Source organism: Embleya sp. NPDC050493 (assembly GCF_044458105.1).
Lineage (GTDB): Bacteria > Actinomycetota > Actinomycetes > Streptomycetales > Streptomycetaceae > Embleya.
Window position 1 is genome coordinate 211,820 of the sequence record NZ_JBITHP010000014.1, and the last position, 13,828, is coordinate 225,647.

The window sequence follows — 13,828 nt, forward strand, 5'->3', positions numbered from 1 at the left end:
CTTGCCGAGGACACCCCATGTTGAGATACACCGTGCGCCGCCTGGCCTACTCGCTGCCCGTGCTGGTGATCGCCTCCTTCATCCTGTTCTGGGCGGTCCGGGCCACCTTCGACCCGCTCGCCAAGCTGCGCCAGTCGACCGACCCCGGCGCCGTGCGCCGGCAGACGGAGCTGCTCGGCCTGGATCGATCCGTGCCCGAGCAGTACCTGCTGTGGATGAAGGCATTCGTCACCGGGGACTGGGGCACCAGCACCAGGACCAGCGGGTCCGTGCTGCCGATGATCGGGTCCGCACTCGAAGTCACCCTGCAACTGATGTTCTGGGGAGTGCTGTTCGCCGCCGTGATCGCCCTGGGCATCGGGATCTACTCCGCGGCCCGCCAGTACTCGGTCGGGGACTACGTGCTCACCGGGCTCTCCTACATGGGTATCGCGATGCCCGCGTTCTGGCTCGGCCTGGTGCTGATCCAGGTCCTGGCGGTGTGGCCCAGGCAGCAGTTCGGCCTGAGCGAACCCCCGCTGTACTTCATCGGCCTGCACTCGGTGGGCCGAAGCGGGATCAACCTCGACTACTTCCGCCACCTGGCGCTTCCCGTCGTCACCCTGACCATCGGCCTGGTCGCCGGCTGGTCCCGGTTCAGCCGGACCTCGATGCTCGAAGCCCTCGGCAGCGATTACGTGCGCACCGCCCGGGCCAAGGGCGTGCCCCGCCGCCGCATCCTGTTCCGGCACGCCCTGCGCAACGCGCTCGCCCCGTTCGTCACCGTGGTGGCCCTCGATGCCGCCGCGCTGGTCGGCGGGCTGGTCGTGACCGAACAGATCTACGCGATCCCCGGCATGGGCCGGCTCTTCCTCAGCTCGATCCTGGCCGGCGACGTGTTCGTGCTGATCCCGTGGATGCTCGTGGTGGCCGTCGCCGTGATCGCCTTCAACCTGCTGGCCGACGTGGCGTACGCGCTTCTGGACCCGAGGGTGGCCCTGCGATGACCGACTCCGCCGCACTGCGGATCGCCGAATCCGCGCCGCCGACCACCCCGACGCCCGCAGCGACCAAACCCTCGGCGACCAAGGACAAGCCCCGACACCGGATCGTGCTGGAACGCCTCCTGCGTCACCGCCCGGCCGTGGTGGGCCTGCTGATCCTGACCGCCCTGGCGATCTCCTGCTTCGGTGCCGACTGGATCGCGCCCTACCCGCACAACCGGCAGGATCTCCTGCTGGGTGCCCAACAGCCCTCCTCGGCCCACTGGTTGGGCACCGACTCGCTCGGCCGCGACTACCTCAGCGAAGTCCTGTTCGCCGGGCAGGTCTCGCTGGCGATCGGCATCTGCGTCGCGCTGCTGTCCACCATCGTCGGCACCGCCGTCGGCGCCATAGCCGGATTCGCCGGAGGCTGGGCCGACGAACTGATCATGCGGGTGACCGACCTCTTCCTGATCGTGCCCGCCATCGCCGTCTTGGCCCTGGCCCTACAGGCGGTGGGCCCCTCACCGGTGACCATCGTCCTGGTGCTCTCCGCGCTCGGCTGGACCATGATCGCCCGGGTCGTGCGCTCGCAGGTACTCACCCTGCGCAACAAGGAGTTCATCCAGGCCGCCCGGGTCATCGGCGCCTCGAATCCGCGGATCGTCGTGCGCCACCTGCTGCCCAACCTGACCGGCGTGATCGCCGTCAACGTCTCCCTGGCGGTCGCCACCGCCATCATCCTCGAATCCACCACCAGCTTCCTCGGGTTCGGCATCCAACCGCCCCAGTCCAGTTGGGGCAACATGCTCAGCCAGGCCGCCGGACTGATCGGCACCTCGCAGGCCTACCTGCTGTACGTACCGGGCCTGGCGATCCTGATCACCGTGCTCGCGGTGAACTTCGTCGGCGACGGCCTGCGCGACGCCTTCGACCCCCAGGGAAGGCAGTGATGACCCCCGACACGTCCCCGGTGTTGTCCGTGCGCGACCTCACCGTCACCTACCGGACCGACTCCGGCCCGGTGACCGCGGTCGAACGCCTGTCCTTCGACGTCGCCCCCGGCGAGACCCTGGGCATCGTCGGCGAGTCCGGCTCGGGCAAGAGCGCCGCCACCATGGCGATCATGGGCCTGCTCCCGCGCAACGCGACCGCCCGGGGATCGGTGCTCTTTCGCGGACGGGAACTGCTCGACCTCTCCGACCGCGAACTGCGCCCGATCCGCGGCAACCGGATCGCGGTGGTCTTCCAGGACGCACTCGCCGCGCTCAACCCGATGATGACCATCGGCACGCAGGTGGCCGAGGCCGTCGCCGTGCACGACGCGAGCCGAAGCCGCCAGGCCCTGCGCGAGCGCACCGTCGACCTCCTGGACCTGGTCGGCATCGCCTCCCCACGCGACCGCGCCGACCAATACCCGCACGAACTCTCCGGCGGCATGCGCCAGCGCGTCATGATCGCCATGGCCATCGCCAACGACCCCGACCTGCTCATCGCCGACGAACCGACCACCGCCCTGGACGTGACCGTGCAGGCACAGGTCCTCGACGTGATCGAGCGCGTCCAGGACCGCACCCACACCTCGGTGCTGCTGATCACCCACGACCTGGGGGTGGTCGCCGGCATCGCCGACCGCGTCATGGTCATGTACTGCGGACGCAAGCTGGAGGAAAGCCCGGTCGACGCGCTGTTCCACCACCCCGCCCACCCGTACACGACCGGCCTGCTCGGATCGCTGCCGCGCATCGACCGCCGCGCCGTACGACTGGTACAAATCCCCGGCCGGCCCCCGCTGCCGAGCGAACGCCCCACCGGATGCCCGTTCCAGCCCCGCTGCCCGCACGCGGTCCCGGCGGTCTGCGGCGACGTCGACGCGCCACAGCAGGCCGTCGATCCGACCCACACGACGGCGTGCGTGCGCCACCACGAGATCGGGAGCGTGACACGATGACCACGACCGCGGTGGACGTCAGCGGGTTGGTCGCCGAATACCGGACCGGCCGCGGACGCGGCCGGAACGCCGGCGTCGTGCAGGCCGTCTCCGGGGTGGACTTCAGCATCGCCCGCGGCCGCACCCTGGGCCTGGTCGGCGAGACCGGCTGCGGCAAGAGCACCCTCGGCCGCTGCCTCGTGCGCCTGGTCACCCCCGCCGGCGGCCGGGTCCTGCTCGACGGGACCGACATCGCCACCGCGAACCGACGGGCCCTGTCGGACATCCGCCGCCGGGTACAACTCGTCTTCCAGGACCCCTACTCCTCGCTCAACCCGCAGATGAGCGTGCGGGCCATCCTCGCCGAGCCGCTGCGCATCCACGGCCTGCACCCGGGGCGCGAACGGGAGCGGGTCCACGAACTGCTGGACCTGGTCGGCCTCGACCCCGCGCACGCCCACCGCTTCCCGCACCAGTTCTCCGGCGGGCAGCGCCAGCGCATCGGGATCGCCCGGGCGCTGGCCGTGGAACCCGACGTGCTGGTCCTGGACGAACCGGTGAGCGCCCTGGACGTCAGCGTCCAGGCCGGGGTGATCAACCTGCTGGACGACCTCCAGGAACAGCTCGGACTGACCTACCTGTTCATCGCCCACGACCTGTCCGTGGTCCGCCAGATCAGCGACGAGGTCGCCGTGATGTACCTCGGCCGGATCGTCGAACACGCGCCGGTGGACTCGCTGTTCGATTCCGCGCGACACCCCTACACGCAGGCCCTGTTGTCGGCCGTGCCGATCCCCGACCCGCGTATCCAGCGCACCCGCAAGCGAATCGTGCTGGAGGGCGACATCCCCAGCCCGCTGGCCCCGCCCTCCGGCTGCCGCTTCCGCACGCGCTGCTGGAAGGCACAGAACGTGTGCGCGGCAGTGACACCGCCACTCGTCGAGACGAGCGAGGGACACCTGACCGCCTGCCACTTCCCCGAGGTCCGGCCGCAACCGGCCGCCGAGCCCGCCGCCGCACCGAAGCCGGCCGCCGACACCCCCGCAGGACCGCAACCCGACGCCGACACCACCCCCGAAAGGCCCGCACCATGACCGTGTCCTGGCACCGCTTCTTCAGCACCGACCGGATCCTGTCCGTGCGCCGCGCACGCGGAGAGCGCGACCTGTGCCTGGTGGTCGAGGACACCGAGCAGGGCCAGGCCCTCGTCCGCCGAGACGTACCGCGAGGAACCGACCTGCCGCTCCCGAGCGACGTCGGCGACCCCGGGGAGGCGATCCTGAGCGCGGACGGCGCATGGGTGCTGAGCCTGCACGACGACAACGGCTCGGAAGTCGGACACGTGTGGGCCACCTCCGTGGACGGGACCGAACGCCGCGACCTGACCCCCGACCTCGCGCCGTACACGCTCCGGGGCATCGACACCGCCCGACACGGCGACGGCATCGTGATCACCGCGGCCGCCCCCGACGGCTTCAGCCTCTGGCACGTGCACCGCTCGGGAAGCTCGGCGCCCAGGCGGCTGTTCACCTCGCCCCACGAGGCATGGAACGGGCTGATCTCCGCCGACGGGCACATCGCGAGCATCGACACCACCGACCACAACCCCGGGGTGCGCCGCTTCGCCGTCACCGTCGTGGCGACCGACACGGGAGCGGTCCTCGGCCGGCTCACCGACGGCCCGGAGGCACCCGTGCGGGCGGTGCGCTTCTCCCCGGTCCTCGGCGACGGCCGGCTGCTCGTGTCCACCGAGCGCACCGGCCACGCCCGCCCGTGCGTGTGGGACCCCGCCGACGGCAGCCGCATCGACGTGGACGCCCCGCATCTGCGCGGCGACCTGGTCGCGTTGGACTGGTCCGACGACGGCTCGCGGATCCTGCTCGTCCACGTCGACGAGGGCCTGCACCGGGTGCTGGAGTTCGACCTGCGCAGCCGGACCCTGACGGCGGTCGCCCATCCGACCGGGGCGTACTTCGAGCCCGACGTCGCCGCCGCCCACCTGAACCAGTGGGCCTCCCACTACGCCGCCGACGGCCGCATCCGGCTGCTCCACCAGCGCTTCGACCAGCCCCTGACCGTCCTGCACGTCGACCGCGCGACGGGCGAGGCGCCCGCGGCCGATCCGCCGGCCGACCTGGCGCCGGGCGTGCGCGCCACCTCGTACACGGTGCACTCCACCGACGGCACCCCGCTGCAACTGTGGGTGTGCCGGCCCCCGGACGCCGACGGTCCGCTGCCCCTGGTGCTGAACCTGCACGGCGGCCCGAACCTGGTGTCGGTGGACTCCTACAATCCGCAGGCACAGGCCTGGGTCGCCGCGGGTGTGGCGTACGCGTCGCTGAACTACCGAGGCTCGGTCACCTTCGGCCGCCGGTTCCGCGAGGGATTCATCGGCTCCATCGGCGACCGGGAACTGGAGGACATCGAGTCGGCGGTACGCCGACTGGTGGCCGACGGCATCGCCGACGCCGGCCGGGTCTTCGTCACCGGTGCCTCCTACGGCGGCTTCCTGTCCCTGCTGTCCGCGGGCCGGCTGCCGAAGCTGTTCGCGGGGGCGATGGCATTCGTTCCGATGGCCGACTGGGTGACCGCCTACGACGACATGAACCCGGCCCTGCGCGCGGCCTGGAAGGCGTTCTTCGGCGCCGCCCCCGACCTCGACCCGGACCGCTACCGGCGTTCCTCGCCGATCACCTACGTCGAAGCGGTCCGCGCACCGGTGTGGATCGTGCAGGCGACCCACGACACCCGTACTCCCCCCAAACAGGCGTACGCCTACGCGAAGGCCCTGCAACGCGCGGGCGGGGACGTCCGGATCGACTGGTTCAGCGGCGGCCACGAAACCAGCAGCCGCCGGCAGGAGATCGACGACCAGCAGCAGATGATGGACCTCGTGCAGGCCGCCCTGCGCGGTGAGCCCTGGTCGCGGGGGCCGGTCGAACCGCCGTCCGGACAAGGCTCCGCATGACCGTGGCCCACTCCGTCCCGCCGACACCCGACCCGGACCGCGGCGCCGCCGCCGAACCGGGGGCAGGGACGCCCGGGACGCGCCCGCCGCATGTCCTGCTCGCGCCGGACAAGTTCAAGGGCTCGCTCGGCGCGACGGAGGTGGCCCGGCACCTCGCGGCCGGGCTGCGCCGTGCCCGCCCCGGTCTGTCGGTGACCACTCTGCCCATCGCCGACGGCGGTGAGGGCACCGTGGACGCACTCGTCCAGTGCGGCTTCCGACGCCGCATCGTCACCGTCGGCGGGCCCACCGGCCGGGCCGTCCGCGCCTCCTACGCCCAACGCGGTGACACGGCCGTGGTCGAACTCGCCCAAAGCTCGGGCCTGGACCTCCTGCCCGACCACATCCGGGCGCCGCTCACCGCGAGCAGCAGGGGCGCCGGCGAGGTCGTGCGGGCGGCGCTGGACACCGGTGCGCGCACCATCGTGCTGGGCCTGGGCGGCAGCGCCTGCACGGATGGGGGAGCGGGACTGCTCGGCGCACTGGGGGCCCGGTTCACCGACGCCGGCGGGGGAGCGATACCCGACGGCGGCGCGGCCCTGCGCGGCCTCGCCCACGCCGACCTCTCCGGCCTCGATCCACGGCTGGCATCCACCGAGTTCGTGCTCGCCACCGATGTCGACGCACCCCTGCTGGGGCCCGGCGGGGCCGCGGTCCTGTACGGGCCGCAGAAGGGCGCCGGCCCCAGCGACGTCGCCGTACTGGAGGCCGGTCTCGGCCGATTGCTCGACGTCCTGACGTCGACCGTGGGCCCGCACGCGGGGCGGATCGCGGCGCTGCCGGGCGCGGGAGCCGCCGGGGGCAGCGGCTTCGGCGCGCTGGTGTGCCTGGGCGCGCGGCGCCGCCCGGGCGTCGACGTCGTCCTGGACGCGGTCGGGATCGAACAGGCGCTGCGCGACGCCACTCTGGTCGTCACCGGCGAGGGCTCCATGGACGCGCAGACCCTCCAGGGCAAGGCCCCGCTGGGCGTCGCCCGCCGCGCCCGGCTCCACGGGGTCCCGGTCATCGCCGTGTGCGGGCGCCTGAGCCTGACCCGCGAGCAGGTCGCCGCCGCCGGATTCCGGGCCGGCTACACCCTGGGCAGCCTCGAACCCGACCCGGAACGCTCCATCGCCGCGGCCGCCCAGCTGCTGGAGGCCATGGGGCGGTCGATCGCCCGCGAACACCTGCCCGAGGTGGGCGTGGTGGGCGGGAGGTAGGGCCGGGTGGTGTCCGGGCGCCGGGCGGGAACGGGGCGCCGTCGTGGGTCGGCGGCGGGTGATCATGTGGGCCGGGACCCGTTCGGCGCCGTCCGGGCCGAAGGTGTCGTCGACGTCTTCGGCCGGCCGCTCCCGGCCCAGAGCACCTACGCCCACCGCATGTGGATGCGCCATCAGGACGCCCTCGGTCGGCCGGGCGATCGCCGAAGCCGTCGGAGCCGACCCCGGGAACCGCGAAGCGCGGCGCCGGCGGCGTTCGCCCTGGAGACCTCGGCACTGGCGCACCGCACCGAGGCCCCCGAGCGGGCGGTCGACGCGGCCTTCGACCTGCTGGAGCGCGGCTGGTCCGCGGGCTGACCGCCCTGCGCCGTGAGCCCTGCGCCGTGCGAGGGACACGAGTGGATCCACGTCTCGGCCGGACGCCTCCGCCCGCTCCTCGGTGACCGACCTGGTTTCCCCCGGCCGGCTAGGCTTCCCTCGCCGCCGTCTGCGCCGCCTCGCCGGCGCGGGCGGTGACCGCGGCCTCCGCGTCTGCGCCGATCAGGTCCATGTTGATCGCCGCTGCGGTCTGCACCCCCGACGCCGCGGCGACCGGGACGGAGGCCATCAGGTCCGTGACGTTGCCCGCCGCCCACACTCCCTCGACGCCGGTGAACCCGCCCGGCTCGACGACCAGTTGTACGCCCACGCCCATCGGATGTTCGTGCACCGCGAGGCCCAGCTCGGCGAGGAAGCCGGCGCGTGCCACGAACCGCGGCGCCACCACGAGGGCGTCCGCCGCGACCGACTCGCCCGAGGCCAGACGTACGCGCGCCAGCCGGCCCCGGTCGTCGACCTCCAGGGCGCGGACCTCGCCGTCGACCACGTCGATGTCGAGTGCGGCCAGTTGTTCCCACTGCTCGTCGGTCGGATCGCCGCCGGTGTGCAGGAACAACGTCACGTCGGACGTCAACTGCCGGAACATCAGCGCCTGATGGATCGCCGCCGGACCGGTGGCCAGTACGCCGACCGCCGCATCACGCACCTCCCACCCGTGGCAGTACGGGCAGTGCAACACGTCGCGTCCCCACAACTCCGCGAGCCCGGGGACGTCGGGCAGCTCGTCCACCAGCCCCGTGGTGACCAACAGGCGCCGCGCCCCGGGCCCGGACGCCGTCCTCGGTCGTCACCACCAGGTGCGCGCCCTCGCGGCGCACCCCCGAGACGCGGCCGGACTCGACGCGCCCACCGTAGGAGGTGACCTCCTCCCGCCCCAGCCGCAGCAGTTCCAGCGGCGCGATCCCGTCCCGCGACAGGAAGCCGTGCGCCGCAGCGGCCGGAGCGTTGCGCGGCTCGCCCGCGTCGATCACCAGCACCGACCGGCGCACCCGCGCCAGGGTCAGCGCGGCCGACAGTCCCGCCGCACCACCCCCGACCACCACGACGTCCCACACTCGATCATTCGTCCGCACCAACGTGTTCTCGCTCATGCGGACCACCTTGCGACGCCACCGAGCCCACGGCAAACCTTCATGCCGTTTCGGCAACGAGGAGACGATCGGCGATCGCGGTCGTCGTCGGGTGCCACCGAGCGCGACGACTCGGGCAGGCGGATCGAGGCGTGGGCTACCGCTCGATCCCCACGCTCTGCCGGTCATGTTCGGGGAGGGTGTGGTCGACCGCCTCCGTGCCTTTGCCGCGGATGGGCACGGCTCGGCTCGGGACGTCGGCCGCGGACGATCCTGCGGCCGACTCCCGTGTCGACGGGCCGGTCGTGGCCGGGCGATGGGCCGTACTCCGGTACGCGCCGGGTGTCCGGCCCATGGTCTGGGCGAACGTGTCGATGAACGCGCTGGTCGTGGCCCAGCCGCAGCGGCGGGCCGTTGCGGTGACGGTGGCGCCCTCGGCGAGTTGGATCATGGCGTGGAAGACCCGGGTGTTGGTACGCCACCGGGGATAGGTCGTGCCGAACTCGGTGCGGAAGAGCCGGGTGAGGGTCCGCTCCCCGACGCCGACGTGGCGGGCCAGCCAGGCAATGGTTCGGGGCCGGCTCAGATCGTCCTCGACCACCCGGCAGGCGTGGGCAAGGCGCGGGTCCCGCGCCGTCGGCAGGGTCAGCGGGCGGACGTGGGCCCGGCGCAGCCGATCGTTCAGCACCGCCCGCAGCCGCTGCAACTCCGTTGCCGGCAGGTCCGGTTCGGTACAGGCGATGAAGAGCTCACGAAGCAGCCCGTCCACGGCCAGAACCGTGGGCGAGTCGACGGCCAGAGGGGCGTCGCCCGAGGCAAAGCCGAGGGTGTGCACGGAGCTGTGCCCGTAGACGCGGTGCTCGTGCCACATCTTCGCCGGCATCCAGACGGCACGATCCGGGCACGCCACCCAGGCGCCCTGCTCGGTCCGGATGGCGAAAACCCCTGAGCTGACGTAGATGAGTTGGTGGTAGTCGTGCCGATGGCGGTCGATGAAGTCGCCGGCGGCGTGGGCGTGGGCCGTCGAGGGCGCGTTCGACAGGTGATGGCGGTTCTGCGACACAAGTAGGCAGATTAATGGAAGCAAGCCATCAGGGCCTCATGACAGCGTGACGTCATGAGCACAGCACCGGGGGTTTCGCGTAGCCGACGGCATCGTTCCTGCCCATGGCCGGGACCACTCGCCCGCCACGGGACGACGTTCGGAACGGCAGCCCGGTGACGGTGTCGACCGAGCCGAAGCCGCCCGCGGGCCTGCTCGCCCGGTTGCGCCGCGCGGCCGTGGACACGCGACCGCTTGCCGTCCCGGCCTATCGGCGCGTCCTGTTCGGTCAGGGCGCCTCGCTGGTGGGAACGATGGTCACCGAGGTCACCGTCCCGGTCCAGATCTATTCGATGACGCACTCGTCGTTGTACGTGGGCCTGGCCGGACTCGCCGGATTCGTGCCCATCGTGGTGTTCGGCCTGTACGGCGGTGCCATCGCCGACGTGGTCGACCGTCGGCTGCTGTGCCTGTGGTCGTCGCTCGTGACCTGGGCGGTGACGATCGCGCTGCTCGCCCAGACGCTCCTGAACGCCCGGTCCGAGATCCTTCTGCTGGTCCTGGTCGCCGTCCAGGGAGCCGGCTTCGCCACGGCCTCCTCGGCGCGCGGCGCCATCATCCCGCGGATCGTGCCGTACGAGATGATTCCCGCGGCCAACACGCTGAGCTTCACGGTGAACAACATCGGCCAGATCCTGGGGCCGCTCGTCGCGGGTGTTCTCCTCACCTTCCCGCACGGGTTCGCCTATGCCTACGGCGCCGACGCGGTGTTGTTCACCGTCTCCCTCTACTCGACGTTCCGGCTGCCCGCGATCAAACCGGCGGGGGCCGCGGCCGGAAGGGGAGTGTCCGCCGTGCTGGAGGGCCTTCGCTTCATCGGCGGCAGCCCGGTGCTCCTGATGTCGTTCGGCGTGGACATCGCCGCCATGGTGCTGGCGATGCCGAACGCCCTCTTCCCCGAGGCCGCCGCCACCCGCTTCCACGGCGGAATCGGCCTGCTGTACTCGGCGGTCGCCATCGGATCCCTGCTGGCCGGGTTGTGCAGCGGATGGATCGCGGGCGTGCGACGCCAGGGCGTCGCGCTCACCCTCGCGGTGGTCGGCTGGGCAGCCGCCATCACGCTGGCCGGCTTCACCCACGCACTCTGGCTCGCCGTCGTCCTCCTCATGCTCGCCGGCGCCGCCGACCTGGTCAGCGCGGTCTACCGGCAGACGATCCTGCAGACCTGGGCTCCGGACGAGATGCGCGGCCGCATGCAGGGCGTCTTCACCGTCGTGGTGGCCGGCGGCCCCCGCCTGGGCGACCTGCGCGCGGGAGCCATGGCGGCGGCCACGACCCTCGGCATCGCCTGGTCGGGCAGCGCCATGCTCTGCATCGTCCTGGTCATCCTCGGCAGCCTCGCCGTCCGCCCGTTCTGGCGCTATGACGCCTACGAGAACCACGATCCGGGCGAGCGGCACCCGAAGAGCGATCCGGATACACCCGGCCCGGCGGTCCCGGAGCAGGAGACGCCCGCCAGGCCGTGTCCGGCGGATCCTGGTGGGGCCGCGCCGCCCGGCATCCGCCCTTCGGGCTCCTCGCTGCGCTCGTCTCGCCGCACCGGAGAAACAGCCGAATAGAACCACCATGCGGCTGCTTCTCCGGCACGCCGAGCCACGGCACCGGACGACGCGACCTCATCCACCAGGATCCACCGGACACGGCCTGGGCCCGTCCGATGAACCGCCGGGTCGCGATCGGCGGGGGCGGTGCCCGCGTTCAGGTGACCTGGAGACCGATGATGCACGTGTCGTCGTCGGTGTCGGCTCGGCTGTGGGTGAGGATTCGATCGAGGCGGTCCTCGACCGTGGCGGCGTCGGTGCGGGCGGTGATCAGGAGTTGTTCCAGGGACTCCTGTAGGGAGCGGTCCCTGCGTTCGATGAGGCCGTCCGTGTACATCAGCAGGGTGTCGTCGGCGGCCAGGCGGACCTCGTCCTCGTCGTAGATCACGTCGGCGAAGGCGCCCAACAGCGGGCCCTCCAACAGCGGCAGGGTCTGCGCCTGGTGGGCGCGGATCAGCACCGGGGGCAGGTGGCCGGCGCGGGCCCAGCGCATGATGCGTGTGGTCGGATCGTAAAGGCCGCACACGGCCGTGGCGGTGACGCGGTCCGTCAAGTGGTGGGCGACCATGTTCAACCAGGCGAGGAGTTGGGCGGGTCCGGCTCCGGTGATCGCCAGGCCGCGCAGTGCGTTGCGCAGCACGATCATGCTGGTGGCGGCGTCGATGCCGTGGCCGGCGACGTCGCCCACGCACAGCAGGATGTGATCGGAGGGCAGGATCACCACGTCGTACCAGTCGCCGCCGACGGCGGCGTCGGATGCGGCGGGTCGGTAGCGGACGGCGACGTTCAGGCCCGTGACGGCCGGTGGCGTGTGCGTCGGCGGCATGATGGCGTGCTGCAACTGCCTTGCCAGGCGGTCGTGTTCGGTGGCCTGCTGCTCGGAGTGGGCGAGTCGGTCGCGGGTGACGGCGAGGGCGACCTCCGTCCAATGTTGGGCCGAGACGTCCTGGTAGGCCCCGCGTACCGCGGTCAGCCGCCCGTGGCTGTCCAGGACGGGTTCGGCGATGATGCGGATGCGTCGGGTCACGCCGTCGACGCGTTCGAGGCGGAAGGCGACCGTGGCGTTGCGGTGATGGTGCAGCAGGGTGCGCAGGAAACGGTCGAGTGCGACGCCGTCGTCGGGGTGCGCGCGCAGGGGCAGGTCCCGGAGGGCGATGGGGGCGGCCGTGTACGGAAGCCCGTGCAGGGCGAACAGGGATTCGCTCCAGGCGATCCGCCCGGTGCGGACGTCCTCTTCGAAACCCCCTATGCGGCCCAGCCGTTGGGCGTGCTGGAGGAGGTTCGCCAGGCGGGCGCTGGCGTGTTCGATGCGCCAGATGACCAGGACGGCGTCGCCCTGACGAGTGGCGGCCACATCGGCGGTCGCGTCGAGGGGCACCTGGTCGACGAGTGCGGTCAGGGTCACGCGTTCGGCGCGGTAGGGCTCTCCCGTGGCGTAGACGCGTTCGATGATGTCGTACAGGCCACCGGGATTCGCGGCCAGCGGGTAGGCCTCCAACAGGAGCGAACCCGAGACGAGGCCCGCGGGTCGGCCGGCGGGATCCACGAAGCGTCGGTTGGTGTGATGGACACGGAAGTCGGCGAGGCGTCCCTCCCCGTCGAGATGGGGCACCAGGACCATGGCGGAGTCGTGCAGGCAGTCGGCGATGTCGACGAGTTCGACCGGTCCGGGGGCGGCCGGGCGGGACGCGGCCGCGGTCCGATTCGGCGAACGCACCTCCAGCGTGTGGGCGCTCAGTTCGGCCAGTGCCTCGATCTGGCGTCGGATCCGGGCGGGCTGTGCGGGCAGGGTGTGCGGCCAGCAGATTTCCAGGATGCCGTGGACGCGCCCCCCGGTGCCGGCGGGCACGGCGGCGCGGGCGCCGGTGAGGTGGTGTTGCCCGATGGAGGGAACACCGGCCTCGGCCAATGTGGGAATCCAGACCCAGTCCAGATCGGTCAGCGCACGGCGGGCCACGGTGGCGACGCCGGGCGGGACGTGGCGCCATCGGGTGGCCTCGTGCTCGGTGAATCCGGCGCTGCCGGCCAGGGTCAGCGACCCGTCGGAGGTGACGGCCCAGACGGCGACGGCGGTGGCGCCCAGCGGTGCCAGGGCGTGTTCGAGCAGCGAGCGGGCGACGGCCTCGGTGTCGGTGGCGGCCCACGCGCCGCTCTCCGCCGTGCGCAGTCGCATGCCCACCGGGTCGGGGTCGGGTGGAGTGGGCCGGCCGGTTTCGGTGACGAAGTCGCGGGCGGCCTCGGTCAGGCGGTCGGCGGCGGTGCGGTTGACGATGTCGGCCGCGAGTTCCATCTCGGATACGCCGGCCCGCTCGGCGAGCGCGGTGAGTTGACGGGCGGCCTGGGTGGGGCTGCAGCGCAGGCGCTCGACCAGGATGCCCTTGGCGAGTTCGATCAGCGCCCGGCCGTCGGCGGCTGCCTGGGCGGCCTTGACCTCGCGGTGCAGGCGCTCGACGGTCGCGGCCAGTCGTCCCACCGCGGAGAGGGACTGCCATTGCCGCCGGCCCTTCGTCCCGGCGGTGGGCGGGTGATCGTGAGCGTCCTGCGACCGTCGGCCCGCCGGGACGTCCGGATGGGGCTGCGGCGCATCGGGGCCCGGGTCGGACGCCCGGTCTCGCGGCGGGTCGGTGCTCATCGTGTGC

At 72.3% G+C, this 13,828-nt stretch carries 10 protein-coding genes and 1 pseudogene; 8 read left to right on the forward strand and 3 right to left on the reverse strand.

Features of this window, described 5'->3' with window-relative positions; genetic code table 11:
• Positions 1–17 precede the first annotated feature (17 nt).
• The 7 genes from ACIBM5_RS26240 (at position 18) to ACIBM5_RS26270 (ending at position 7,455) form a co-directional block, all read left to right on the forward strand.
• Positions 18–986 carry an ABC transporter permease gene (locus tag ACIBM5_RS26240; RefSeq protein ID WP_391583376.1) on the forward strand — a complete coding sequence of 323 codons (969 nt, stop codon included), beginning with the start codon at positions 18–20 and terminating at the stop codon, positions 984–986.
• Entirely contained in the window at positions 983–1,915 is a 933-nt protein-coding gene (locus ACIBM5_RS26245) for an ABC transporter permease (RefSeq protein ID WP_396009074.1), read from the forward strand. Before ACIBM5_RS26240 ends, ACIBM5_RS26245 begins: the two co-directional genes overlap by 4 nt.
• Complete coding sequence (locus ACIBM5_RS26250) at positions 1,915–2,913, forward strand: ABC transporter ATP-binding protein (RefSeq protein ID WP_396009075.1); 999 nt, start codon at positions 1,915–1,917, stop codon at positions 2,911–2,913. The genes ACIBM5_RS26245 and ACIBM5_RS26250 overlap by 1 nt, the downstream gene beginning before the upstream one ends.
• On the forward strand, positions 2,910–3,986 hold the full coding sequence (locus ACIBM5_RS26255; RefSeq protein WP_396009076.1) for an ABC transporter ATP-binding protein: 1,077 nt from the start codon (positions 2,910–2,912) through the stop codon (positions 3,984–3,986). The genes ACIBM5_RS26250 and ACIBM5_RS26255 overlap by 4 nt, the downstream gene beginning before the upstream one ends.
• Positions 3,983–5,860, forward strand: a complete 1,878-nt coding sequence (locus ACIBM5_RS26260; protein WP_396009077.1) for a prolyl oligopeptidase family serine peptidase — start codon at positions 3,983–3,985, stop codon at positions 5,858–5,860. Before ACIBM5_RS26255 ends, ACIBM5_RS26260 begins: the two co-directional genes overlap by 4 nt.
• A complete protein-coding gene (locus tag ACIBM5_RS26265; RefSeq protein WP_396009078.1) occupies positions 5,857–7,098 on the forward strand; it encodes a glycerate kinase in 1,242 nt (413 codons plus the stop codon). The genes ACIBM5_RS26260 and ACIBM5_RS26265 overlap by 4 nt, the downstream gene beginning before the upstream one ends.
• A 66-nt stretch (positions 7,099–7,164) precedes the next feature.
• Positions 7,165–7,455: a hypothetical protein gene (locus ACIBM5_RS26270; RefSeq protein WP_396009079.1), complete on the forward strand. Its 291-nt coding sequence runs from the start codon at positions 7,165–7,167 to the stop codon at positions 7,453–7,455.
• Positions 7,456–7,564: 109 nt separating this feature from the next.
• On the opposite strand, the pseudogene ACIBM5_RS26275 reads toward ACIBM5_RS26270, so the two are convergent.
• A pseudogene (locus ACIBM5_RS26275) lies at positions 7,565–8,567 on the reverse strand (NAD(P)/FAD-dependent oxidoreductase).
• Between the two features lie 136 nt (positions 8,568–8,703).
• Positions 8,704–9,609 carry an AraC family transcriptional regulator gene (locus ACIBM5_RS26280; protein ID WP_396009080.1) on the reverse strand — a complete coding sequence of 302 codons (906 nt, stop codon included), beginning with the start codon at positions 9,607–9,609 and terminating at the stop codon, positions 8,704–8,706.
• 155 nt (positions 9,610–9,764) lie between these two features.
• Between ACIBM5_RS26280 and ACIBM5_RS26285 the strand changes: the two genes are divergently transcribed.
• Positions 9,765–11,207, forward strand: coding sequence for an MFS transporter (locus ACIBM5_RS26285; protein ID WP_396009081.1), 1,443 nt, complete (start codon positions 9,765–9,767; stop codon positions 11,205–11,207).
• A 139-nt stretch (positions 11,208–11,346) separates the two neighbouring features.
• Here the strand turns inward: ACIBM5_RS26285 and ACIBM5_RS26290 are convergent, their stop codons facing one another.
• A complete protein-coding gene (locus tag ACIBM5_RS26290) occupies positions 11,347–13,821 on the reverse strand; it encodes a SpoIIE family protein phosphatase (RefSeq protein ID WP_396009082.1) in 2,475 nt (824 codons plus the stop codon).
• Positions 13,822–13,828: the final 7 nt, after the last annotated feature.

What these genes read in the sequence shown, in the direction of transcription:
- ACIBM5_RS26240 (WP_391583376.1), top strand. Translation starts at nt 18, where the DNA reads ATGTTGAGATACACCGTGCGCCGCCTGGCCTACTCGCTGCCCGTGCTG.
- ACIBM5_RS26245 (WP_396009074.1), top strand. Translation starts at nt 983, where the DNA reads ATGACCGACTCCGCCGCACTGCGGATCGCCGAATCCGCGCCGCCGACC.
- ACIBM5_RS26250 (WP_396009075.1), top strand. Translation starts at nt 1,915, where the DNA reads ATGACCCCCGACACGTCCCCGGTGTTGTCCGTGCGCGACCTCACCGTC.
- ACIBM5_RS26255 (WP_396009076.1), top strand. Translation starts at nt 2,910, where the DNA reads ATGACCACGACCGCGGTGGACGTCAGCGGGTTGGTCGCCGAATACCGG.
- ACIBM5_RS26260 (WP_396009077.1), top strand. Translation starts at nt 3,983, where the DNA reads ATGACCGTGTCCTGGCACCGCTTCTTCAGCACCGACCGGATCCTGTCC.
- ACIBM5_RS26265 (WP_396009078.1), top strand. Translation starts at nt 5,857, where the DNA reads ATGACCGTGGCCCACTCCGTCCCGCCGACACCCGACCCGGACCGCGGC.
- ACIBM5_RS26290 (WP_396009082.1), bottom strand. Translation starts at nt 13,821, where the DNA reads ATGAGCACCGACCCGCCGCGAGACCGGGCGTCCGACCCGGGCCCCGAT.